The organism is Pseudomonas syringae pv. tomato str. DC3000 (assembly GCF_000007805.1).
GTDB classification, from domain to species: domain Bacteria; phylum Pseudomonadota; class Gammaproteobacteria; order Pseudomonadales; family Pseudomonadaceae; genus Aquipseudomonas; species Aquipseudomonas avellanae.
The window spans coordinates 5,831,881-5,853,523 of the sequence record NC_004578.1; the positions used below are offsets into that span (position 1 = coordinate 5,831,881).

Here is a 21,643-nt window from a genome sequence, read left to right on the forward strand (position 1 = left end):
CAGCGACACAAGGGCTCACAAATTTAACGACGACTGGTTGATAATCAATGTCGCAATTATGAAAGTTTTAAAGCGGGTCGCTGTGCTAGTCAAAGCATTTCTTCATGAATCTGACTGACGCGACGGGAGACTGCAAAGCGCTTGTAACGCAGACGCCGCAAGGCGCGCACCCATAAGGTGGCGCTCATGCGGGTTAAGTCAGGCTGGCTGGGTGAAGCGGCCCGGATAGAGCCGCTGCGACTTCAGCGGGTGGCGCCGAGCTCTTGTTGGACGCTGGCGACAGTGCGAGGCCAAGGTTTACCAGCCTGAACCTTGGCTGGCAATACCTTGATGGCTGCCAGAGCGGCAGCACGGTCAGGAAAGTTGCCATACGTGATGACGTACAGCGGCTTGCCCTGCAGGGTTTTCTTGAAATAACGGTACTCGCCACCTTGCTCTGCGATATAGGCCTGAGCCGTCGCTTCGGAGCTGGTGCCGAGAATCTGCACTACGTAGTGGCCTGGTGCCTGACTGCTGTACCAGTTGCCACCGGTCGCTGGCTTGGCGGCCGCAGCTGCCGGTTTTTCGGCAGGCTTGGCGGCCGGTGCAGGCGCTGGAGCAGGCTTGGCGACAGCAACCTGAGTCGGCGCTGGCGCTGGCGTCGGTTTGGCGGCAGGCGTTGGCGCAGGAATCGACGAACGTGGCGTTTGAGCGGCGGCCTGACCGGCAGGCACGCCTGCTGGCGGCGCGGTGGTGGTCACGGTCGGCGGCTGGGCAGGCGAACCTGTCGGCACTGCGTCTTCGTCGACATCGCTGGAACCGGCGGCCTCAGCCAGCGGACCGCGCATTACCGGCTGCGAATTACCGTTCATCGGCAGCGGCATCGGTTGCGAATTGCCCGCAAATTCGATGGCCGGGCTACCGTTGTTCGATTGCTGAGCAGTTGGCTTGCCCTCGCCCAGCGGCAATTGCGCCTGAGCGGAAGCAGGGGCATTGGCAGGTGCGCCCGTCTTGTCACCACGACCCGGGATCAGCACTGCTGCTGCCACGGCCACTATGACGACGGCACCCAAGGCCAATACGTGTTTTTTCGGCATGTTGAACCCCACACTTGGACGCTTGACCGCGGAACGACTCGCGATCATCGCCTCGATCATTGAATCGCGGGCCACCTGGTTGATTGCCCCAGGCCAGCCATCGGATTGTTCATGAATATCGGTGATCTGGTCGGCAGTAAACAATGCGATTCCCTGCCCTGCACCCTCCAGACGCTGAGCCAGATACTCCCGGGTTTCCTCTTGCGTATAGGGTTGCAGCTCGATGACGTGAAAGCGTTCGCCTTCGACATCGCCCTGCAGGTCGGCACACATCTGATCGAGACGATCGAGCAGCGATGGCTCTCCGAACAGGAATACATGCGGACGCCCTTCCGGCGTGCCCGCAGCAAGACCCAGCAACGCTTCGAGCGCCGAATCGCCCAGTTGTTCCGCATCGTCGACCAGCAAGTAGACTTCCTGACCGGTCAGCCCGAGCTGAACGACCTGCGACAGGATTGCCTGCATTTCGGCCTGAGCGACACTCAGCGCCTGGGCGACCTGCTGCAATACACCCGCCGCATCGCCTGCACCGCGCGCAGAAACCACGACGCTTTGCACCGACTGCTTGTTGGTGCTGGCCACCAGCGCCTGGCGCAGCAGGGTCTTGCCGCTGCCCTGTGGCCCGGTGACTGCCAGCAGCAACTGGCTGTAACGCGCCAGATGATGAAGCTGACCCAGCACGGGCTTGCGCTGGGCAGGAAAGAATTTGAAGCCAGGTACCCGCGCTGCAAAGGGGTCATGACTCAACTGATAATGGCCGAGGAAGGCCTCGTCGGCATGCAAACTAGTCATGGGTTTTCCGTTAACCTCTAAGCTGATCCACCAGGGCGCGATAGTCCGCAACCAGGGTGGCCTGTAATACTTCTTGTGGATAATCGTCCGTGATAACCGCTTCACCTATCTGGCGCAACAGCACCAGACGCAGGCGACCGTCGATGACTTTCTTGTCGATCGCCATGTGTTCGAGAAAATTGTCTTCCGTCATTTCTTGCGGCGGCACCACCGGCAGCCCGGCGCGCTGAAACAGGCGAATGCCGCGATCCCGTTCCTGCGTGCTGATCCAGCCCAGGCGCGAGGACATTTCCAGCGCCATGACCGTACCGGCAGCCACCGCTTCGCCATGCAGCCAGACACCATAGCCCATATGCGTCTCGATGGCGTGGCCGAATGTGTGCCCCAGGTTCAATGTGGCGCGCACACCGGACTCACGCTCATCGGCACCGACCACCAGCGCCTTCGCGGCGCAGGAGCGTTCAATGGCCACGGTCAGCGCGGCCTGATCAAGCCCGCGCAGGGCGTCGACGTGTTCTTCGAGCCAGGTCAGAAACGGCTCATCGCAGATCAGACCGTACTTGATGACTTCGGCCAGCCCGGCGGACAACTCACGCTCAGGCAGGGTATTGAGCGAGGTGGTGTCGATCAGCACGACGCTTGGCTGATAGAACGCACCGACCATGTTCTTGCCCAGCGGATGGTTGATGCCGGTCTTGCCGCCGACCGAGGAGTCCACCTGAGACAACAGCGTGGTCGGGATCTGAATGAAATTCACGCCGCGCTGATAACACGCCGCAGCGAAACCGGCCATGTCGCCAATCACTCCGCCACCCAGCGCAATGACCGTGGTACGACGGTCGTGACGGGCAGTGAGCAGGCCATCGAAAATGGTCTGCAGGGTTTCCCAGTTCTTGAACGCCTCGCCATCGGGCAGAACAATCGGCAGGACATTGTAACCAGCCAGCGTCTGAGTCAGGCGCTCCAGATACAGCGGCGCGACCGTCGTGTTGGAGACGATGGCCACCTGACGCCCGACAATGTGCGGGGCAAGGAGCTCTGGCTGATCCAGCAGGCCTTCGCCTATATGGATCGGGTAGCTGCGCTCGCCCAGCTCGACCTTAAGTGTCTGCATGTGTCCCCACATTGATTACCGATTGGACCGCTGCACGGTTTTCAGGAGGTCATGACGCAAGGCCATGCACCGTCGCTGTTTTTATGGTCGCCGAGGATAGCGCATTTTCGCCTGCGCTTTAACGGGGAGGAAGCTCTGCAAGGCGCGCCAGTATCTCGAGAACCACCATTCGGGGTGGCCGCTCATCGGTTTCGATCACCACGTCGGCGATTTCCCGATACAGCGGGTCGCGGATGGCCAGCAATTCGCTCAGCACCCGGGCCGGATCGGCAGTACGCAACAAAGGACGATTTCGGTCACGCGCGGTGCGCCCGACCTGCTGTTCGATAGAGGCATGCAGATACACCACACGCCCACCGGCACGCAGCGCCTGACGGTTTTCAGTGCGCATGACTGCGCCGCCGCCAGTGGCCAGAACCACGCCATCGGCTTCGCACAACTCGGCAATCATGGCCTGCTCGCGCTCCCGGAAACCCGGTTCGCCCTCCTTGTCGAAGATCCAGGGGATGTTGGCGCCCGTGCGCAGCTCGATTTCCTTGTCGGAATCCTTGAACGGCAGTCGCAACTCTTTGGCAAGCAAGCGGCCGATGGTGCTTTTGCCAGCACCCATCGGCCCCACAAGTATTAAATTTCGCACAAAATCAACGACTCACAGAAATCGCCTGGTTGTTCATGATACGCGGAGTCAAAAATACCAACAGCTCGGATTTGGACTCGGATACCACATCGCGCCTGAAAAGCCGGCCAAGATACGGTACATCGCCAAGAAATGGCACTTTATCGACAACTTTACTTTGCGTATTGGAGAACACACCACCGATCACGATGGTTTCGCCATCGGAAATCAGCACTTTGGCGTTGACCTCGTTTTTCTTGATGGGCGGTACGCCAAGCACCGCATTCAGGTAGTCCGGCTCATCCTTGGTGACCTTGACCTCCATAATGATGCGGTTGTCCGGCGTGATCTGCGGCGTGACTTCAAGCGACAGCGAAGCCTCCTTGAAGCTCACGGTGGTGGCGCCGCTGGAGCTGGATTCCTGATACGGAATCTCTGTGCCCTTGAGGATCTTGGCGGTTTCCTTGTCGGATGTGACCACTTTGGGCTGGGAGACGATTTCACCGTTGCCGGTCTTCTCCATCGCGCTCAGCTCAAGGTCCAGCAGCGTGTTGTTGGTTACGAAGCCCAAGCCAATGCCTGTGGTCGCATCGGCTGCACCCAAGTCAACAAAAGGGATGTTGGAGGTCAGGTTTGCATTCGTGTTACCGCCCTCATCACCATTGTCGTCCAGACCGTAGGTGGTCCATTTACCGTTGCGACTGGTATTGGTCGAGCCACCCCAGCGCACACCCAACTGCTTGTTGTAATCGACGTTGGCCTCGACGATACGCGCCTCGATCATCACCTGGCGCACTGGAATATCCAGTTGCGAAACAATGCGACGCAGTTCGTCGAGACGGTCCTGAGTCTGGTAGGCAATGATGTTGTTGGTGCGATCGTCCACGGTGATCGAGCCACGCTCTTCAGCCTTGGACTCGGCACTGGTCACCGACTGAAACAGCTTGGCGATGTCGGCGGCCTTGGCGTAATTGACCTGCAACAGCTCGCGGCGCAGCGGTGCCAGTTCGGCAATCTGCTTGAGCGATTCCAGCTCCTGGCGTTCGCGGGCGGCAATTTCATCCGCTGGCGCAACCAGCAGAACACTGCCGACCTTGCGCTTGTCCAGGCCTTTGGTTTTCAGCACCAGGTCCAGCGCCTGATCCCAGGGCACGTTCTGCAGGCGCAGGGTGATGCCGCCCTGAACCGTGTCACTGGCCACCAGATTGAGGTTGGTGAAGTCGGCGATCAGTTGCAGCACCGAACGCACATCGATGTCCTGGAAGTTAAGCGAGAGCTTTTCACCGGTGTACACCGGCTTGTCGGCGGCGCGGCGGTCCAGATCTTCGTTGGTCAACGGACGCACACTGATGGTCAGCTTGTTTTCGGTCTGGAACGCCGAGTAGTCGAAGGCACCCGACGGCTCGATCAGAATACTGGCCTTGTCGCCCGTGGCCGACGCACTGACGAACTGCACAGGGGTCGCGAAATCCTTGACGTCCAGCCGCACACGCAGAGGCTCGGGCAACTGGGTCTTGGCGAAGTCGACACGGATCTTGCCGCCCTGCTCCTGAATATCAGGCGCGATGCTCGGGTTACTCAGGTCTATGACCACATTGCCTTCGCCCAGCTCACCACGCTGAAAATCGACATTGCGGATGGCTTTGACGCCCGCCGGTATAAAGGGTCTGGCAGACGCCGGGGCTGGAGGCGGCACCGCTACCCGTTGCGCGCCCATCGCAGTGGTCGGCTGGGAGGCCTGCGCTGCGGCGGCACCCTGGCCGATGACCACAAACAGATTGTTGCCGTCAACGCGAGAGCTGTAAGGCGCAAGCGTCGTCAGGTTGATGATCACTCGCGTGCGATCCTGAGCCTGCACCACCACTACGCTGCGTGCATTGCCGGTGCCCAGCTCACGGCTTTTGGTCTCCAGCTGGCTGGTCACGCCCGGCAGGTCCAGAGCGATGCGCGCCGGTTGCGCGGTGGTGTAGCCGCGAGGCGCGGGCACCGGTGCGTCAAAGGCAAGCTTGAGCTCGATGCGGTCGCCTGGCAGGGCGGCGACATCCAGGGTCTTGAGGTTGGCAGCCTGGAGAACCGGCGACAGCATCGCTATGCATAACGACACGCCGATAATCGAGAGAATCCGGGTCATGATCAATTTCCGTTGAGCGCTACTGTGCATACTTGGCCTTGCCCACTTCATGAGCGTTCTTTGAGGGAAATACTGCGCGGCCTTTCCAGCCAGGCCCCCTCTCCATCAGGAACTATTTCAATGACATCAACCTGTGCATCTCCGATCGACACTACCCGGCCATTGTTGCGCCCCAGGTAATCGCCCACCTTGACGCGATGAACGCCTCCGGCACCACGCAACAGGGCGAACGTCCCTGACTCGTTGCCGATCGTGCCGACCATCTCGAACGCCTCGATATTGAACCCTTCGAGAAACTGCCTGACCCGATGCTCGTCCGGCGCCACCAGCCGCGTACCTTTCTGACGATTGAGCAGGTCAATCTTGATCGGCGGCTGAAACGGGCTGCGCAGGGCCGCTGCGTTATAGGTAAAGGCCTCATACGGGCGAAACTTCGGCAAGGGCTCGATCGTGCCGCTCGGGCGCGCCCTGGCCTGATCCATGAACTCGCTCAGGTCGGCAAAATCGTTGTCATTGCCGCAACCGGCCAGCCCTGCCAGAACCACACTGACGCACAACAATCGCGCCGCCCTCATTTCTTCAGCCCTTCATCGTTGTAGCGGTAGGTCTTGGCCAGAATGCTCATGCGCAACTTGGTCGGCACCTTCGAATCGACCGGCTTAATCTCGAAATCATGCAGCGTGACGATGCGCGGCAGGCTGGCAACGCCGCTGACAAAGGTTGCCAGGTCGTGATAGCCACCCACCACTGTGATCTGTATCGGCAGCTCGATATAGAACTGCTGGACCGCTTCGGGCAACAGCTTGATTTCCTCGAACTCAAGCCCGCTTCCCAGCCCGGTGCGGGTGATGTCTTCAAGCAGGCCTGGCACTTCGGTGTCGCTCGGCAATTGCCGCAGCAGCGCCCCGAAGGTGTTTTCCATTTCTTCCATCTGCTTTCTGTAGGGCTCAAGGTTCGCAGCCTGGAACGCCTTGTTGGAAAACTGCTCTTTAAGCGCTACCTCGCTGGCCTGCGTGCTCTCCAGCTGGGTTTCCAGATCCTGAATAAAGAAGAAATAGCCCAGCGCGAAAATCAGTACCGCGACCAGCACACCGGCAATCGCCTTGATCGCGGCGGGCCAGGAACCCATGTTGTTCAGGTCCAGCTCGCTCAGATCAACCTTGCGCAGCCCTTCCAGCCATTCGGACATATTCATGGCTTGGCTCCTGCAGCGGGTGCGGGTGCGGCTGTGGGTGCGACCGATGCAGCGCCGGCTGGAGCAACTGCGGCAACCGGTGGCTGGGTCTGGCGCACGGTCAACTGAAAGACGTTGGCCTGATCGACAGCGCCCGCCGTCGTGGCCTTGACCTCGGTGAGGCTTGGCGCTTCCAGCCAGTCGGAGGCTTCAAGGTTACGCATGAGGTCGGAAACCCGGTTGTTCGATTCGGCAGCGCCACTGATGGCAATCAGTTTGCTGGTCATTTTGACCTGCGAGAAATAAACGCCATCCGGCAGAGTGCGCGCCAACTGGTCAAACACACGCCCGGTGACAGGCCGGTTGCCTTGCAGGTCCTGGATGATCTTCATGCGCTCAAGCAGTTGTTTGCGACGCGCCTTCAGGTCGCTGATCTCCTTGATGCGGATATCGAGCTGGGCGATCTGGGTTTGCAGAAACGCGTTGCGGGCCATCTGATGTTCAATGGCGCTGCTGACATAGCGATCGATCAGAAAGAGAATGCCGACCGACACCACCAGCACGCAGACCAGTGCGGTCAGAAAGCGTTTTTTGCGTGCTTCGCGAAGCTCTTCACGCCACGGTAATAAGTTGATCCGCGCCATCAGTCAAAGCTCCTCAACGCCAGACCGCACGCGATCATCAGGGCAGGTGCATCGCTGGCCAGCGCACCGGCATTGACCTTGGAACTCAAGGCCATGTCGGCAAACGGGTTGGCAACCATGGTCGGTGTGCCGATACGTCGCTGAATCAAATGCTCCAGCCCTGAGATCGACGCCGTACCGCCTGCCAGCATGATGTGATCCACGGAGTTGTACTGACCGGCCGCAAAGAAGAACTGCAGGGATCGGGAAACCTGTTGCACCAGCGCTTCCTTGAAGGGATCCAGCACCTCGCTGACATAATCGTCAGGCAGCCCGCCCTGCTTCTTGGCCAGCCCGGCCTCTTCCATGGAAAGCCCGTAGCGGCGCTGAATTTCGTCAGTCAACTGGCGACCGCCGAACAATTGCTCGCGGGTATAGATGATTCGACCATGGTGCAGCACGCTGAGGGTGGTCATGGTCGCGCCGATGTCCACCACGGCAACGGTCAGTTCGTCATGGCCGTTGCCCAGTTGCGCAGCCAGCAGACCGAATGAACGCTCCAGCGCGTAGGCCTCGACGTCCACGACACGCGCCGTCAGCCCGGCCAGGGCCAGCGCGGCCTCGCGCACTTCGACGTTTTCCTTGCGGCAGGCCGCCAGCAGGACTTCGACACGTTCCGGGTTGCGGACCGAGTAGCCCTGCACTTCAAAATCGATGGCAACTTCTTCGAGCGGGTAAGGGATGTACTGATCAGCTTCAAGCTTGAGCTGATTTTCCATGTCGTCGTCGGAGAGACCGGCGTCCATCTCGATGGTTTTGGTGATCACCGCGGAACCCGCCACGGCAACCGCCACAATCTTGACGTTGGTCTTGGCCTTGATCAGTACGCGAGACAGCGCCTGACCAACCCCTTCGAGTTCGGCAATATTCTTTTCGACGACAGCGTTGGCCGGTAACGGCTCGACTGCGTAAGACTCGACCTTGTAACGAGTGCCGGAACGACTCAATTCCAGGAGTTTTACCGAGGTGGAGCTAATATCGATCCCTAGAAGGGTATTGGCCTTCTTACCAAAGAGTTCGAACACAACCTGATTCCTATGAGTTTCCGTCACTTACGGAGTTATTTCGGGTCAACGTCACTGTCGACAGCCTTGACAGTAGCGCAAATCACGCTTGGGGACGAAAAATGCTTATAATGCCCAGCGTTTTTTTCATTTAAGAAAGCTTCAAGGCGTGTTCATTTATAAATGCCTGCGCTTAACCCATTATTTTTTCTGGAAATCCAAAAGCCTTGATACGCCTGCTGAAGTTTTTCTGGTGGTCCCTCGTAGCGGTATTCTGCTCGCTGTTACTCGGCCTGAGCGGCGCGTTTCTGTATCTGAGCCCGACCCTGCCCTCTGTCGAAGCGCTGCGAAGCATTCAACTGCAAATTCCCCTGCGCGTGTTCAGCAGCGACGGCAAGCTGATTGCCGAGTTCGGCGAGATGCGCCGGACCCCGATTCGCTTTGCCGAAATCCCGCCCAACTTCATCAACGCGCTGTTATCGGCCGAAGACGACAACTTCGCCAACCACTATGGCGTTGACCCCAGCAGCCTGATGCGCGCCGCCACCCAATTGGTGAAGAGCGGTCATATTCAGTCAGGCGGCAGTACCATCACCATGCAGGTCGCGAAAAACTTTTTCCTGACCAGCGAACGAAGCTTTTCGCGCAAAACCACAGAGATCCTTCTCGCCTTGCAAATCGAGCGCCAACTCACCAAAGACGAGATTCTCGAGCTGTACGTGAACAAGATTTATCTGGGTAACCGCGCCTACGGCATCGAGGCGGCGGCGCAAGTCTACTATGGCAAATCGATTCGCGATGTAAGCCTTGCGCAAATGGCCATGATTGCCGGTTTGCCCAAGGCGCCGTCACGCTTCAACCCACTCGCCAATGCAACCCGTGCCAAAGAGCGTCGCGACTGGATTCTGGGGCGCATGTTCCGTCTGGGCAAAATCGACCAGGCTGCGTATCAGGCAGCGCTCAACGAGCCGCTCAACGCCAGTTATCACGTACCGACACCGGAAGTGAACGCGCCGTACATCGCTGAAATGGCCCGCGCCGAAATGGTCGGCCGTTATGGCAGCGAGGCCTATACAGAGGGCTTCCGCGTCACGACCACGGTGCCGAGCGACCTGCAGGAGCACGCCAACAAGTCCATCCAGCAGGGCTTGATCGACTACGATCAACGCCACGGCTATCGCGGGCCTGAAAGCCGCTTCCCGGGCATGACCCGCGCTGGCTGGACGCAGGAGCTGACCAAACAACGCACGATCAACGGCCTGGAGCCGGCCATCGTCACCCAGATCGACAAGACCGGTCTGCGCGTTTTGACGCGCAATGGCGAGAAGGAAGAAACCGTCGATTGGGCCAGCATGAAGTGGGCGCGTCCTTATCTGAACACCAACAGCCTGGGCGCCAATCCCAAGCAGCCTGGCGATGTTGCGAAGGTGGGTGATCTGGTTCGCCTGCTGCGTCAGGACGATGGCTCGCTGAAATTCAGTCAAATTCCCGTCGCGCAAAGCGCTCTGGTTTCCCTCGACCCGCAAAATGGCGCCATCCGCGCCCTGGTCGGCGGTTTTGCTTTCGAGCAGAGCAACTACAACCGGGCCATGCAGGCCAAGCGTCAGCCGGGCTCCAGTTTCAAGCCATTCATTTACAGCGCCGCGCTGGATAACGGCTACACCGCCTCCAGCCTGGTGAACGACGCGCCGATCGTGTTCGTCGACGAGTATCTGGACAAGGTATGGCGTCCGAAAAATGACACCAACACCTTCCTCGGCCCGATCCGCCTGCGCGAAGCGCTGTACAAGTCGCGCAACCTGGTTTCTATCCGCCTGCTGCAGGCGCTGGGCGTCGATAGCACCATCGACTACATCACTCGCTTCGGTTTTGCCAAGCAGGATCTGCCACGCAACCTGTCGCTGGCACTCGGTACGGCCACACTGACCCCGATGGAAATCGCTACCGGCTGGGCGACCTTTGCCAACGGCGGTTACAAGGTCAGCCCTTACCTGATCCAGACCATCGAGAACCGTGACGGCCAGACGCTGTTTGTCGCCAATCCGCCTAGCGTTCCGGTCAATGACGTGAATACGGCGCCCAATACGTCGACCTTTGCCGTGCATGACAGCCCGAGCGTAGTCGCAAGCCCTCCGGGCTCACCGGCCCAACCGCAAGCGCCAGCCGTTGCCGAGCGCATTGTGGATGGGCGCACCACGTACATTCTGAACAGCATGCTGCAGGACGTGATCAAGCGCGGCACCGGGCGTCGCGCCTTGTCGATGAACCGGCCGGACATTGCAGGCAAGACCGGTACGACCAACGATTCCAAGGATGCATGGTTCTCCGGCTACAACGCGGATTACGTCACGACGGTGTGGAGCGGTTTCGATCAGCCTGAGAGCCTTGGCCGTCATGAATTTGGCGGTACGGTCTCGTTGCCGATCTGGATGGACTACATGAGCGCCGCGCTCAAGGACAAACCACCCCATCAGCAGGCCGAACCGTCTGGCATCCTCAGCCTGCGCGTCGACCCGCTGAGCGGCCGCGCGGCCACACCGAGCACGCCAAACGCGTTCTTCGAGCTGTTCAAAAGCGAAGACACACCGCCAAGCGTCAACGAACTGGGCGGCGGTAGCGCACCCGGCAGCCCGCTGCCAGCAGACGAGTCCGCGCCGATCGACTTATTCTGATACGCCGCAGGCTCCGCACTCACGGTCATACACAGGCCTTGTGTGCGAGCTTGCTCGCGAAGATGTTGGGCCCATCGCCTTCAACTACCGTGAGACGCTCCGCGTCGCATGCAGCCCTGGACGCTCTGCGTCCGATCTTGAGTAGGCGGCGCGGCGCAGAGTTGTGACGCGGAGCGTCACGCAAGGCATTCCGACGCTGGAGCGTGCGGAACGATAAATCGCAACTATCGCAACTATCGCAACTATCGTGAGACGCTCCGCGTCGCATGCAGCCCTGGACGCACTGCGTCCGCTTTTAGCGCTACTCAAGACATAAAAAAACCCCTGCATCGCTGCAGGGGTTTTTTATTGCGGCGGGATCAGCCGTTGAACACGTCGTCCACGCTGGTCAGCGGGTAGTGCTTCGGATACGGCAGGGTCGCAACGCCGCTTTCGATGGCAGCCTTGGCAACCGCGTCGGCGATCAGGCCCAGCAGACGGGTGTCCATTGGTTTCGGGATGATGTATTCACGACCGAATTCCAGCTTGATACCGCCATAAGCGTCGCAGACTTCCTGAGGAACCGGCAGCTTGGCCAGTTCACGCAGGGCGTTGGCTGCGGCGATTTTCATCTCTTCGTTGATGCGCTTGGCGCGAACGTCCAGTGCACCACGGAAGATGAACGGGAAGCCCAGCACGTTGTTGACCTGGTTCGGGTAGTCCGAACGGCCGGTCGCCATGATCACGTCGCTGCGGGTGGCGTGAGCCAGCTCCGGGGAGATTTCCGGGTCCGGGTTCGAGCAGGCGAACACGATCGGGTCCTTGGCCATCAATTTGAGATTTTCAGCGCTCAGCAGGTTAGGACCGGACAAGCCCACAAATACATCAGCGCCATCCAGTGCATCGGTCAGCGAGCGCTTCTCGGTGGCGTGAGCGAACACCGCCTTGTACTGGTTCAGGTCGGTACGGCCGGAGTGGATCACGCCGGTACGGTCAACCATGAAGATGTTTTCGATCTTCGCGCCCATGCTCACCAGTAGCTTCATGCAAGAGATGGCAGCTGCGCCAGCGCCCAGGCAGACGATCTTCGCGGACTCAAGGCTTTTGCCGACGATTTCCAGTGCGTTGATCATGCCGGCTGCGGTCACGATAGCGGTGCCGTGCTGGTCATCGTGGAAAACCGGGATGTCGCACTGTTCGATCAGTGCTTTCTCGATCTCAAAGCACTCAGGTGCCTTGATGTCTTCCAGGTTGATGCCACCGAAGGTGATGGAGATACGCTTGACGGTGTCGATGAACGCTTGCGGGCTTTCGGAATCGACTTCGATATCGAAAACGTCGATACCGGCGAAACGCTTGAACAGAACCCCTTTACCTTCCATAACCGGCTTGGAGGCCAATGGGCCCAGATCGCCGAGGCCGAGAATCGCGGTGCCATCGGAAATAACTGCTACCAGGTTGCCTTTGCCGGTGTACTTGTAAGCCAGCTCGGGGTCACGGGCAATTTCACGCACGGGTTCAGCAACGCCAGGGCTGTAGGCCAGAGCCAGGTCACGAGCGGTTGCGGTCGGCTTGGTGAGTTCGACGCTCAGCTTCCCCGGACGAGGATTGGCATGGTATTCGAGCGCGGCAGTTTTCAAATCTGACATGTATTGGATTCCGCTTTTTTACTGTGGGACAGACGGACCGCCGAGGATACGCAAGATGCATAGTCCTAACAAGACTGGCCAGTCACTGCTGTCAATAGGTACTGGATTAGACTTTACGCTTAGATGCCTGACCGCTGGTCGCCTGCCTGCTGATTTCTACCATCAGCCTCTAAAGGCTTAGCATTGCCGGATGGCTCAACGCGATCATCCAGCGCGACTGCCCGGCCTTCAAGCCACCTCGGCCAGAACGATCAATCACCCAGCCGCGCGTTTCAATTTGCCGACCCTTGAGACGCTCAAGCGCCGCCATATCGAACCTGAACGCCTGATCAGGGGCAACGCGCAGCACCACCGAACCGTGTAGTTCGATCCAGATGCCACCGCGATTACGCTGCACGCTCCTGACCTTGCCAGACACCACTGCAAAGCCGCCTTTGCGTAGTTTGTCGGAAGGCTGCACCTGCGAATTGCGCCACACCCCGCGCCGGGCCTGACGCGCCTCACGCTCGGCGCTTTGCTGGCAGTCGACCAGTGCCACATTGGGCGCGACAGCGACCAGATAGCCCAGCCCTTCACTGAGCAACTGCGCTTCAAGATTGTCGCCATTGCGGCCATAAACGTTGGCCAGCGTGCGGCCGTAATGATCCTTGCCCTGCTGACCGACACGCAGACTGATTTGCCCGCCACTTTTGTCCACCAGCGCTTGCAGGCGCTTTTTGGCGGCCTCGGCGAATGGCTCGGCAGAGCGGCCTTTCTTGCCGGTTTCAGGGGTATTGAGGCCGATCATGCGCACATTGCGGCCGTCGGTCAGGCGTAGCGTGTCGCCATCTACCACGCGCTGCACGTGAGCAACCGGCAACGAAGCAGGTGCCGGGCAGAAGGCCTGAGCACCAGACAGCCAAATCGCGGACATAAAAAAGACGCCCACAAGGGGCGCCTTTTCAAGCAGTCTGGAAATGCCCAAGGGGCAATCAGTCTTGCTATCAGTCCTGCTTCGCTTTGGTTGCGCCGAACGCACCGAAACGGGACTTGAACTTGTCAACACGGCCGCCGATATCAAGCGTTTTTTGCTTGCCGGTGTAGAACGGGTGACATTCGTTGCACACGTCCAGGCTCAAAGGGCCGGTCAGGGTGGAACGGGTTTTGATGACATTGCCGCAGCTGCAGGTCGCGTCAATGGCTTCGTAAACTGGATGGATATCAGCTTTCATCGGTACTTCCTCAGTCTAACGTGCCGCCACCCAACACTATTGTTGAATACCGCACGGAAATAGGCTGCGGATAGTACCAGACAATTGCAACGACGCAAGCGAACCTTCTCACCGGTCGTCTGCTAAGATCGCGCCTTCTTATTACAGACCACCACAGGGAAACATCGCGTGCCCGACGCCATCCTGCGCCTTGCCCTGCCCTCGCCGCTTCGCCGCCTGTTCGACTACCGTGCCCCGGCGGGCGTGCTGCGCAGCGCCTTGCAGCCGGGCATGCGTCTGCGGGTGCCGTTCGGACGGCGAGAAATGATCGGGATTCTGGTGGAGGTGGTCGATCACAGCGAAGTGCCCGCCGACAAGCTCAAGCCCGCCATCGCCCTGCTCGACAGCGAAGCACCGCTGCCGCCCGCGCTGTTCAAGCTGTGCCTGTGGACGTCGCAGTATTATCAGCACAGCCTGGGTGACACGCTGAGCTGGGCGCTGCCCGGGCTGCTGCGTCAGGGCGAGCTGGCCGAAAGCCGCCAGGAACGCTTCTGGCATGTGGCCGCCAATGCCAGTGTCGATGACCCGCGTATCGCCCGTGCGCCCAAGCAGCGTGAAGCGCTGACCACCCTCGCCCAGCACCCGCATGGCGTGGCGCATCAACTGCTCGGCAAACTGCTGCTTAACAAGGACAGCCTCAACCTGTTGCTGGCCAAAGAACTGGTATACGTCGAGGTGCGCAGTCACGCGCCCAGCGCACGCCATGAACACTGGCTGGCGCAGCCGGAGTTACCCCTCAACACCGAGCAACGCGCCGCTTACGAAGCCATTCGTGCCGGGTTCGACAGCTTCCATGCGTTTTTATTGGCGGGCGTCACGGGCAGTGGCAAGACCGAAGTCTATCTGCAGCTGATTCGCGAAACCCTTGAAGCCGGCAAACAGGCGCTGGTGCTGATCCCGGAGATCAACCTGGGACCACAAACCCTGGCGCGCTTTGAACAACGTTTCAATGCCCGCATCGCGCTGGTGCACTCGGCCGTCAACGACCGTGAACGGCTGGATGCCTGGCTGGCCGCCCGCGATGGCGAAGCCGACATTATTATCGGTACGCGCTCAGCATTATTCACGCCGATGAAGAACCCTGGCCTGATCATCATCGACGAAGAACACGACGGCTCCTATAAACAGCAGGAAGGCCTGCGCTATCACGCCCGCGACCTGGCGCTGGTGCGGGCACGCCAGGAAAACATCCCGATTGTGCTCGGCTCGGCCACGCCCTCACTGGAAAGCCTGCACAACGCCTACACCGGACGCTATGGCCTGCTGCGCCTGAACCAGCGCGCAGGCGGCGCGCAACAGCCGCGCTTCATGCGTCTGGACGTCAAGAGCAGGCCGCTGGACAGCGGCATTTCCGGTCCGATGCAACAGGCCATCGGCCAGACCCTGGCAGCAGGTCAGCAAGTGCTGGTGTTTCTCAACCGCCGCGGCTTTGCGCCGACCCTGCTGTGCCATGACTGCGGCTGGATGTCCGGCTGCCAGCGCTGCGATGCACGCATGACAGTGCACCAACGCTCGGGCGAGTTGCGTTGCCACCATTGTGGCTATGTCGAGCGTGTGCCGCGCCAGTGTCCGTCCTGCGGCAAGGTGGATTTGCGCCCGGTAGGCGCAGGCACCGAACGCGCCGAAGAGCGGCTGGCGATTCTGTTCCCGGACTTTCCCGTGTTGCGCGTCGACCGCGACAGCACCTCGCGCAAGGACGCCATGAACCAGTTGTTCGCGACCATCCAGCGCGGTCAGCCGTGCATTCTGGTCGGCACGCAGATGCTCGCCAAAGGGCATCACTTTCCCCGTGTGACGCTGGTGTCGATTCTGGACGCCGACGGCGGGCTGTTTTCCGGTGACTTCCGCGCCAGCGAGCGCATGGCGCAGCTGATTGTGCAGGTGGCCGGGCGTGCCGGGCGTGCCGAAGAGCCGGGCAAGGTGATCATCCAGACTCATCTGGCCGACCATCCGCTGTTGATCCAGCTCACCGAACAGGGCTATTTCGCCTTCGCCGAACAAGCCCTGAGCGAACGCCGCTCGGCGGGCCTGCCACCGTTTTCCCACCTTGCGCTGCTGCGCGCCGAAGCACACAAACCGGGGCAGGCCGAGGCCTTTCTCGATCAGGCCTGCAGCGATGCCGAGCAGTTGGTGGCGCAGATGCAGCTGGGCGGCATCGAGCTGCTGGGGCCTATTCCGGCACCGATGGAGCGCCGCGCCGGGCGTTATCGGGCGCAGTTGCTGGTGCAGTCCAGCGCGCGCGCGCCGCTGCACAAATTGCTCGGCAGCTGGCTGCTGGCACTGGAGCAAATGCCCAGCGGGCGACAGGTCCGATGGTCGCTGGATGTGGACCCGGTGGATCTTTATTAAGGCACGCCGTTGGCAAGCAGGCTCCGGCAACGGATAATGCGGAGTTTTTCCACCCGCGCAATGAAGCGCCACCGCGCTTGCGGTCGAAGAGAGCCTCATGAAAGACACCATTCGCCAGCTGATTCAACAAGCCCTGACCCGTCTCGTCACCGAGGGCGTCTTGCCAGAAGGGCTGACGCCGGCGATCCAGGTGGAAAACGCCCGTGACAAGACCCACGGCGACTTCGCCAGCAATATCGCGATGATGCTCGCCAAGCCTGCCGGCATGAAGCCCCGCGATCTGGCTGAAAAGCTGATCGCCGCGCTGCCTGCCGACGAGCAGGTCAGCAAGGTCGAAATTGCCGGGCCGGGCTTTCTGAATTTTTTCCAGAACACGGCCGCGCTGGCTTCGCGCCTCGACGCCGCCCTGTCCGACCCGCAACTGTCGGTCCGCAAGGCTGGCGCAGCCCAGCGTGTGGTGGTCGATCTGTCGGCACCCAATCTGGCCAAGGAAATGCACGTAGGGCACCTGCGCTCGACCATCATTGGCGACGGCGTGGCCAACGTTCTCGAGTTTCTCGGTGACACGGTCATTCGCCAGAACCATGTCGGCGACTGGGGCACCCAGTTCGGCATGCTGCTGGCCTATCTGCAGGAAAAACCGGCGACCAGCGACGAGCTGTCAGACCTGGAAAACTTCTACCGCGCCGCCAAACAACGCTTTGACGAGTCAGAAGAGTTCGCCGAGCGGGCTCGCGGGCTGGTGGTCAAGCTGCAAGCCGGCGATGCCGAATGCCTGACGCTGTGGACGCGCTTCAAGGATATTTCGCTGTCGCACTGCCAACAAACCTACGAGCGTCTCAACGTCAAACTGACCCCGGCCGATGTCATGGGCGAAAGTGCCTATAACGATGACCTGGCCAATGTCGTCAACGACCTGAAAGCCGCTGGCCTGCTGGTTGAAAGCAATGGCGCACAGTGCGTGTTCCTCGAAGAATTTCGCACCGCCGATGACACGCCCCTGCCGGTGATCGTGCAAAAGGCCGGTGGCGGTTATCTGTACGCCACCACCGACCTGGCCGCCATTCGCTACCGCAGCAAAGTGCTCAAGGCCGACCGCGCACTGTATTTTGTCGACCAGCGTCAGGCGCTGCACTTCCAGCAGGTGTTTGAAGTGGCTCGCCGCGCCGGTTTCGTCCACGAAGGCATGCAACTGGAACACATGGGTTTTGGCACTATGAACGGGGCCGACGGCCGTCCGTTCAAGACCCGCGACGGCGGCACGGTCAAGCTCATCGACCTGCTCGATGAAGCCCAAGAGCGCGCCTACACGCTGGTCAAGGAAAAGAACCCGCAAGTCGCCGAGGCCGAGCTGCGCAGCATTGCCAAGGCCGTGGGCATCAGCGCGGTGAAATACGCCGACCTGTCCAAGCACCGCGCCAGCGATTACAGCTTCAACTTCGATCAGATGCTGAGCTTTGAAGGCAATACTGCGCCTTACCTGTTGTATGCCTACACCCGTGTAGCCGGCGTATTCCGCAAGCTGGGCACGCCTTTCGACGCCAGCAAAGGGCACATCGTCCTTGAGGCGCCGCAGGAGCAGGAACTGGCTGCACGCTTGGCGCAGTTCAACGAAACACTGAATAACGTCGCAGAAAAAGGCACACCGCACGTACTTTGTGCTTACCTGTATGACCTTGCGGGCCTGTTTTCGAGCTTTTACGAAAACTGCCCGATCCTTGGTGCGGAAAATCCCGATCAGCAGCAGAGCCGTCTGCGTCTGGCTGCCCTGACCGGCCGCACCCTCAAGCAAGGCCTGGATCTGTTGGGTCTGGAAACTCTGGAGCGTATGTAAGTTGGCAGTTGCGAAGAAAAAACCGGCACCCAAGCGGGGCGCCAGCCGTTATCAGGCACCCGCGAAGAAGCCGATTCCAGGATGGTTGTGGCTGGCGATTGGCTTGACCGTGGGCGCATTCGTGGTCTTTCTGATGAAGCTCGAACCGGGCGGCGAAGACGTCAAGCGGGTCAAGGCGGACGCCAAGGCCGCGAAGATCGCCGAAGCGAACAAGACGCCACCGAGCCCCACTGCGCCGGTCAAGCCGAAGTACGACTTCTACACGCTGCTGCCGGAATCGGAAGTGATCGTGCCCAACGAAGCGGTCCCGGAGAAGACGCCGCCGCCTGTGGCACCGACCGCCCCGGTTTCGCCCGAACAGGCTGCCAAGATCGACACGGCACGCGCCCAGGCAGCCCTCAGCGGCCTGACGCCGCCACCGGCTCCGCCCGTCGCCACTACCAAGCCAGCGGCGGTCACGACGTTCTTCCTGCAGGCGGGCTCGTTCCGCAAACAGGCTGACGCCGAGAAAGTCCGCGCGCAAATCATCCTGCTGGGCCAGACTTCGACAGTGGAGTCCGGCACGGTGAAGGATGAAACCTGGTACCGCGTATTGGTCGGCCCGTTCAGCAACCGCGAACAACTGACCACCGCCCAGAAACAACTGGCAGGCGGCGGTTTTAGTAACCTGTTGTTGCAACAGCGCCAGAGCCGGTAATACGTAACCCTTGAGACGACCTCGTGCCCATGCTACGCGCTGGTACGAGGGTCATCTCGACCCCGCTGTTCACCCCCAAGGTTGAAATACTCACCCACACCCCCATATGAGTTTGCATCAGGGCATTTTCGCCCCGCAGTGTGGAGACTCTCCCTTGACCACCATCGTTTCAGTGCGCCGCCACGGTAAAGTCGTCATGGCCGGCGACGGCCAGGTTTCCCTGGGCAACACCGTCATGAAAGGCAACGCCAAGAAGGTGCGCCGCCTGTATCACGGTGAAGTGATCGCCGGATTTGCTGGCGCGACCGCCGATGCCTTCACGCTGTTCGAGCGTTTTGAAGCCCAACTGGAAAAACACCAGGGGCATCTGGTTCGCGCAGCCGTCGAGCTGGCCAAGGACTGGCGTACCGACCGCTCGCTGAGCCGGCTTGAGGCCATGCTGGCAGTTGCCAACAAGGACGCCTCCTTGATCATCACCGGCAACGGCGACGTGGTAGAGCCCGAAGATGGCCTGATCGCGATGGGTTCCGGCGGCGCATTCGCTCAGGCCGCTGCCCGCGCCCTGTTGCTCAAGACTGATCTTTCAGCACGCGAAATCGCCGAGACCTCTTTGCACATCGCTGGCGATATCTGCGTGTTCACCAACCACAACATCACCATTGAGGAGCAGGACCTCGCCGATTAAGCCCTTGCGGGCCGCACATGCTGCGGCCCCATTGGCTTGATCGCGCCAGAGGGCCGTGAATAACCATGTCCATGACTCCCCGCGAAATCGTCCACGAACTCAACCGCCATATCATCGGCCAGGACGATGCCAAGCGCGCCGTTGCCATTGCCCTGCGCAACCGCTGGCGGCGCATGCAGTTGCCCGAAGAACTGCGTGTTGAAGTGACGCCCAAGAACATCCTGATGATCGGCCCGACCGGTGTCGGCAAGACCGAAATCGCCCGGCGCCTGGCCAAGCTCGCCAATGCGCCGTTCATCAAGGTCGAAGCGACCAAATTCACCGAAGTGGGCTATGTAGGCCGTGATGTCGAGTCGATCATCCGTGATCTGGCCGATGCTGCCATCAAGCTGCTGCGTGAACAGGAAATCGTCAAGGTACGCCACCGCGCCGAAGACGCTGCTGAAGACCGCATCCTCGACGCCCTGCTGCCGCCTGCCCGCGTCGGTTTCAACGAAGACCCGGCGCAAAGTAACGATTCCAACACCCGTCAGCTGTTCCGCAAGCGCCTGCGTGAAGGCCAGCTGGACGACAAGGAAATTGAAATCGAGATCAACGAAGCCGTTGGTGTCGACATTTCCGCGCCGCCCGGCATGGAAGAAATGACTAATCAGCTGCAGAGCCTGTTTGCCAACATGGGCAAAGGCAAGACCAAGAGCCGCAAGCTCAAGGTCAAGGAAGCACTCAAGCTGGTGCGCGAAGAAGAAGCCGGGCGTCTGGTCAACGACGAAGAGTTGAAGGTCAAGGCGCTGGAAGCGGTCGAGCAACACGGCATCGTGTTCATCGACGAAATCGACAAAGTAGCCAAGCGTGGTAACTCGGGCGGCGTCGATGTGTCCCGTGAAGGCGTGCAGCGCGACCTGCTGCCGCTGATCGAGGGCTGCACGGTGAACACCAAGCTGGGCATGGTCAAGACCGACCACATCCTGTTCATCGCCTCGGGTGCGTTCCACCTGAGCAAGCCGAGTGATCTGGTACCCGAGCTGCAAGGCCGCCTGCCCATCCGTGTTGAGCTCAAAGCGCTGTCGCCACAGGACTTCGAGCGCATCCTCACCGAGCCACACGCTTCGCTGACCGAGCAATACCGCGAACTGCTCAAGACCGAAGGCCTGAAAATCGAATTCAAGCCCGATGGCATCAAACGTCTGGCCGAGATTGCCTGGCAGGTCAACGAGAAGACCGAGAACATCGGCGCCCGACGCCTGCACACGCTGCTTGAGCGTCTGCTGGAAGAAGTTTCGTTCAGCGCAGGCGACCTGGCGATCAGCCCGGACGCAGCGCCTATCGAAATCGATGCCGACTACGTCAACAGCCATCTTGGCGATCTGGCGGAAAACGAAGACCTGTCGCGCTATATTCTTTAAACGCGAGCTACAAGCTGCAAGAGGTCGTTCACTCCTGCAGCTTTTTTGCTTCTGCTTGTAGCTTGTAGCTTAAAACTTGAGGCTGCTCTTAATGCTCCCCACTGCTATCCATCTGCACAAAGCCTCTAAAACCCTGACGCTGAAATACGCGGCGAATGAGGAATATCACCTCCCTGCCGAGTTTCTGCGCGTGCATTCGCCGTCTGCTGAAGTTCAGGGGCATGGCCGGCCAATCCTGCAGTTCGGCAAGCTGGGCGTCGGCCTGAGCAAGGTTGAACCTGCGGGGCAATACGCACTGAAACTGACCTTCGACGATGGTCATGACTCAGGACTGTTCACTTGGGACTACCTGTACCAACTGGCCACACGCCAGGCGGCGCTGTGGGAAGATTATTTGCAGGAGTTGAAAAAAGCCGGCAAATCCCGCGACCCTTCCGAGCAAGTCATCAAGCTGATGCTCTGACCCCTCCAGGCCCACCTGCCCGCCCCCCCCCTTCATAGTCAAGCACCGCCGCTCTGGCCTGCCGCTTGCCGT

18 protein-coding genes are annotated in these 21,643 nt (G+C 60.1%); 7 read left to right on the forward strand and 11 right to left on the reverse strand.

The features are described 5' to 3' along the window. Window positions 1-242: 242 nt before the first annotated feature. From PSPTO_RS26480 to PSPTO_RS26515, 8 genes are all read right to left on the reverse strand, one after another. Entirely contained in the window at window positions 243-1,868 is a 1,626-nt protein-coding gene (locus PSPTO_RS26480) for an SPOR domain-containing protein (RefSeq protein ID WP_011105328.1), read from the reverse strand. Between the two features lie 10 nt (window positions 1,869-1,878). Continuing rightward, the gene (gene aroB / locus PSPTO_RS26485; protein ID WP_005765495.1) at window positions 1,879-2,982 is read right to left on the reverse strand and encodes a 3-dehydroquinate synthase; all 1,104 of its coding nucleotides are present in this window, start codon (window positions 2,980-2,982) and stop codon (window positions 1,879-1,881) included. Between the two features lie 118 nt (window positions 2,983-3,100). Further along, a complete protein-coding gene (gene aroK, locus PSPTO_RS26490) occupies window positions 3,101-3,619 on the reverse strand; it encodes a shikimate kinase AroK (RefSeq protein ID WP_007245596.1) in 519 nt (172 codons plus the stop codon). A gap of 4 nt (window positions 3,620-3,623) precedes the next feature. Continuing rightward, complete coding sequence (pilQ, locus tag PSPTO_RS26495) at window positions 3,624-5,729, reverse strand: type IV pilus secretin PilQ (protein ID WP_005765499.1); 2,106 nt, start codon at window positions 5,727-5,729, stop codon at window positions 3,624-3,626. Between the two features lie 47 nt (window positions 5,730-5,776). Continuing rightward, entirely contained in the window at window positions 5,777-6,304 is a 528-nt protein-coding gene (gene pilP / locus PSPTO_RS26500; RefSeq protein WP_003378849.1) for a type 4a pilus biogenesis lipoprotein PilP, read from the reverse strand. Next, window positions 6,301-6,924: a type 4a pilus biogenesis protein PilO gene (gene pilO, locus PSPTO_RS26505; protein WP_005765501.1), complete on the reverse strand. Its 624-nt coding sequence runs from the start codon at window positions 6,922-6,924 to the stop codon at window positions 6,301-6,303. The genes pilP and pilO overlap by 4 nt, the downstream gene beginning before the upstream one ends. Then, on the reverse strand, window positions 6,921-7,547 hold the full coding sequence (locus tag PSPTO_RS26510; RefSeq protein WP_005765503.1) for a PilN domain-containing protein: 627 nt from the start codon (window positions 7,545-7,547) through the stop codon (window positions 6,921-6,923). Before PSPTO_RS26510 ends, pilO begins: the two co-directional genes overlap by 4 nt. After that, entirely contained in the window at window positions 7,547-8,611 is a 1,065-nt protein-coding gene (locus PSPTO_RS26515; protein ID WP_011105329.1) for a pilus assembly protein PilM, read from the reverse strand. The genes PSPTO_RS26510 and PSPTO_RS26515 overlap by 1 nt, the downstream gene beginning before the upstream one ends. A gap of 206 nt (window positions 8,612-8,817) precedes the next feature. On the opposite strand from PSPTO_RS26515, the gene PSPTO_RS26520 reads away from it, so the two are divergent. Then, window positions 8,818-11,262, forward strand: a complete 2,445-nt coding sequence (locus PSPTO_RS26520) for a penicillin-binding protein 1A (protein ID WP_011105330.1) — start codon at window positions 8,818-8,820, stop codon at window positions 11,260-11,262. Between the two features lie 359 nt (window positions 11,263-11,621). Here PSPTO_RS26520 and PSPTO_RS26530 read toward each other — a convergent pair whose 3' ends face one another. The 3 genes from PSPTO_RS26530 to rpmE form a co-directional block, all read right to left on the reverse strand. Continuing rightward, a complete protein-coding gene (locus PSPTO_RS26530) occupies window positions 11,622-12,890 on the reverse strand; it encodes a malic enzyme-like NAD(P)-binding protein (protein ID WP_003378855.1) in 1,269 nt (422 codons plus the stop codon). Window positions 12,891-13,059: 169 nt separating this feature from the next. Next, the gene (locus PSPTO_RS26535) at window positions 13,060-13,803 is read right to left on the reverse strand and encodes a thermonuclease family protein (RefSeq protein WP_011105331.1); all 744 of its coding nucleotides are present in this window, start codon (window positions 13,801-13,803) and stop codon (window positions 13,060-13,062) included. A gap of 70 nt (window positions 13,804-13,873) precedes the next feature. Continuing rightward, entirely contained in the window at window positions 13,874-14,101 is a 228-nt protein-coding gene (gene rpmE, locus PSPTO_RS26540; protein WP_003378857.1) for a 50S ribosomal protein L31, read from the reverse strand. Between the two features lie 168 nt (window positions 14,102-14,269). Between rpmE and PSPTO_RS26545 the strand changes: the two genes are divergently transcribed. From PSPTO_RS26545 to PSPTO_RS26570, 6 genes are all read left to right on the forward strand, one after another. Beyond that, on the forward strand, window positions 14,270-16,489 hold the full coding sequence (locus tag PSPTO_RS26545) for a primosomal protein N' (protein WP_011105332.1): 2,220 nt from the start codon (window positions 14,270-14,272) through the stop codon (window positions 16,487-16,489). Between the two features lie 97 nt (window positions 16,490-16,586). Further along, window positions 16,587-18,323 carry an arginine--tRNA ligase gene (argS, locus tag PSPTO_RS26550; protein WP_011105333.1) on the forward strand — a complete coding sequence of 579 codons (1,737 nt, stop codon included), beginning with the start codon at window positions 16,587-16,589 and terminating at the stop codon, window positions 18,321-18,323. A 1-nt stretch (window position 18,324) separates the two neighbouring features. Beyond that, the gene (locus PSPTO_RS26555) at window positions 18,325-19,020 is read left to right on the forward strand and encodes an SPOR domain-containing protein (protein ID WP_005621218.1); all 696 of its coding nucleotides are present in this window, start codon (window positions 18,325-18,327) and stop codon (window positions 19,018-19,020) included. A gap of 154 nt (window positions 19,021-19,174) precedes the next feature. Further along, a complete protein-coding gene (hslV, locus tag PSPTO_RS26560) occupies window positions 19,175-19,705 on the forward strand; it encodes an ATP-dependent protease subunit HslV (protein WP_003378861.1) in 531 nt (176 codons plus the stop codon). Between the two features lie 65 nt (window positions 19,706-19,770). Further along, window positions 19,771-21,108, forward strand: a complete 1,338-nt coding sequence (gene hslU, locus PSPTO_RS26565; RefSeq protein WP_005765516.1) for an ATP-dependent protease ATPase subunit HslU — start codon at window positions 19,771-19,773, stop codon at window positions 21,106-21,108. Window positions 21,109-21,199: 91 nt separating this feature from the next. Then, entirely contained in the window at window positions 21,200-21,571 is a 372-nt protein-coding gene (locus PSPTO_RS26570) for a gamma-butyrobetaine hydroxylase-like domain-containing protein (RefSeq protein ID WP_046463876.1), read from the forward strand. The last annotated feature ends 72 nt before the right edge of the window (window positions 21,572-21,643 follow it).

What these genes read in the sequence shown, in the direction of transcription:
- PSPTO_RS26480 (WP_011105328.1), bottom strand. Translation starts at nt 1,868, where the DNA reads ATGACTAGTTTGCATGCCGACGAGGCCTTCCTCGGCCATTATCAGTTG.
- aroB (WP_005765495.1), bottom strand. Translation starts at nt 2,982, where the DNA reads ATGCAGACACTTAAGGTCGAGCTGGGCGAGCGCAGCTACCCGATCCAT.
- pilQ (WP_005765499.1), bottom strand. Translation starts at nt 5,729, where the DNA reads ATGACCCGGATTCTCTCGATTATCGGCGTGTCGTTATGCATAGCGATG.
- pilP (WP_003378849.1), bottom strand. Translation starts at nt 6,304, where the DNA reads ATGAGGGCGGCGCGATTGTTGTGCGTCAGTGTGGTTCTGGCAGGGCTG.
- pilO (WP_005765501.1), bottom strand. Translation starts at nt 6,924, where the DNA reads ATGAATATGTCCGAATGGCTGGAAGGGCTGCGCAAGGTTGATCTGAGC.
- PSPTO_RS26510 (WP_005765503.1), bottom strand. Translation starts at nt 7,547, where the DNA reads ATGGCGCGGATCAACTTATTACCGTGGCGTGAAGAGCTTCGCGAAGCA.
- PSPTO_RS26530 (WP_003378855.1), bottom strand. Translation starts at nt 12,890, where the DNA reads ATGTCAGATTTGAAAACTGCCGCGCTCGAATACCATGCCAATCCTCGT.
- PSPTO_RS26535 (WP_011105331.1), bottom strand. Translation starts at nt 13,803, where the DNA reads ATGTCCGCGATTTGGCTGTCTGGTGCTCAGGCCTTCTGCCCGGCACCT.
- rpmE (WP_003378857.1), bottom strand. Translation starts at nt 14,101, where the DNA reads ATGAAAGCTGATATCCATCCAGTTTACGAAGCCATTGACGCGACCTGC.
- argS (WP_011105333.1), top strand. Translation starts at nt 16,587, where the DNA reads ATGAAAGACACCATTCGCCAGCTGATTCAACAAGCCCTGACCCGTCTC.
- hslU (WP_005765516.1), top strand. Translation starts at nt 19,771, where the DNA reads ATGTCCATGACTCCCCGCGAAATCGTCCACGAACTCAACCGCCATATC.
- PSPTO_RS26570 (WP_046463876.1), top strand. Translation starts at nt 21,200, where the DNA reads ATGCTCCCCACTGCTATCCATCTGCACAAAGCCTCTAAAACCCTGACG.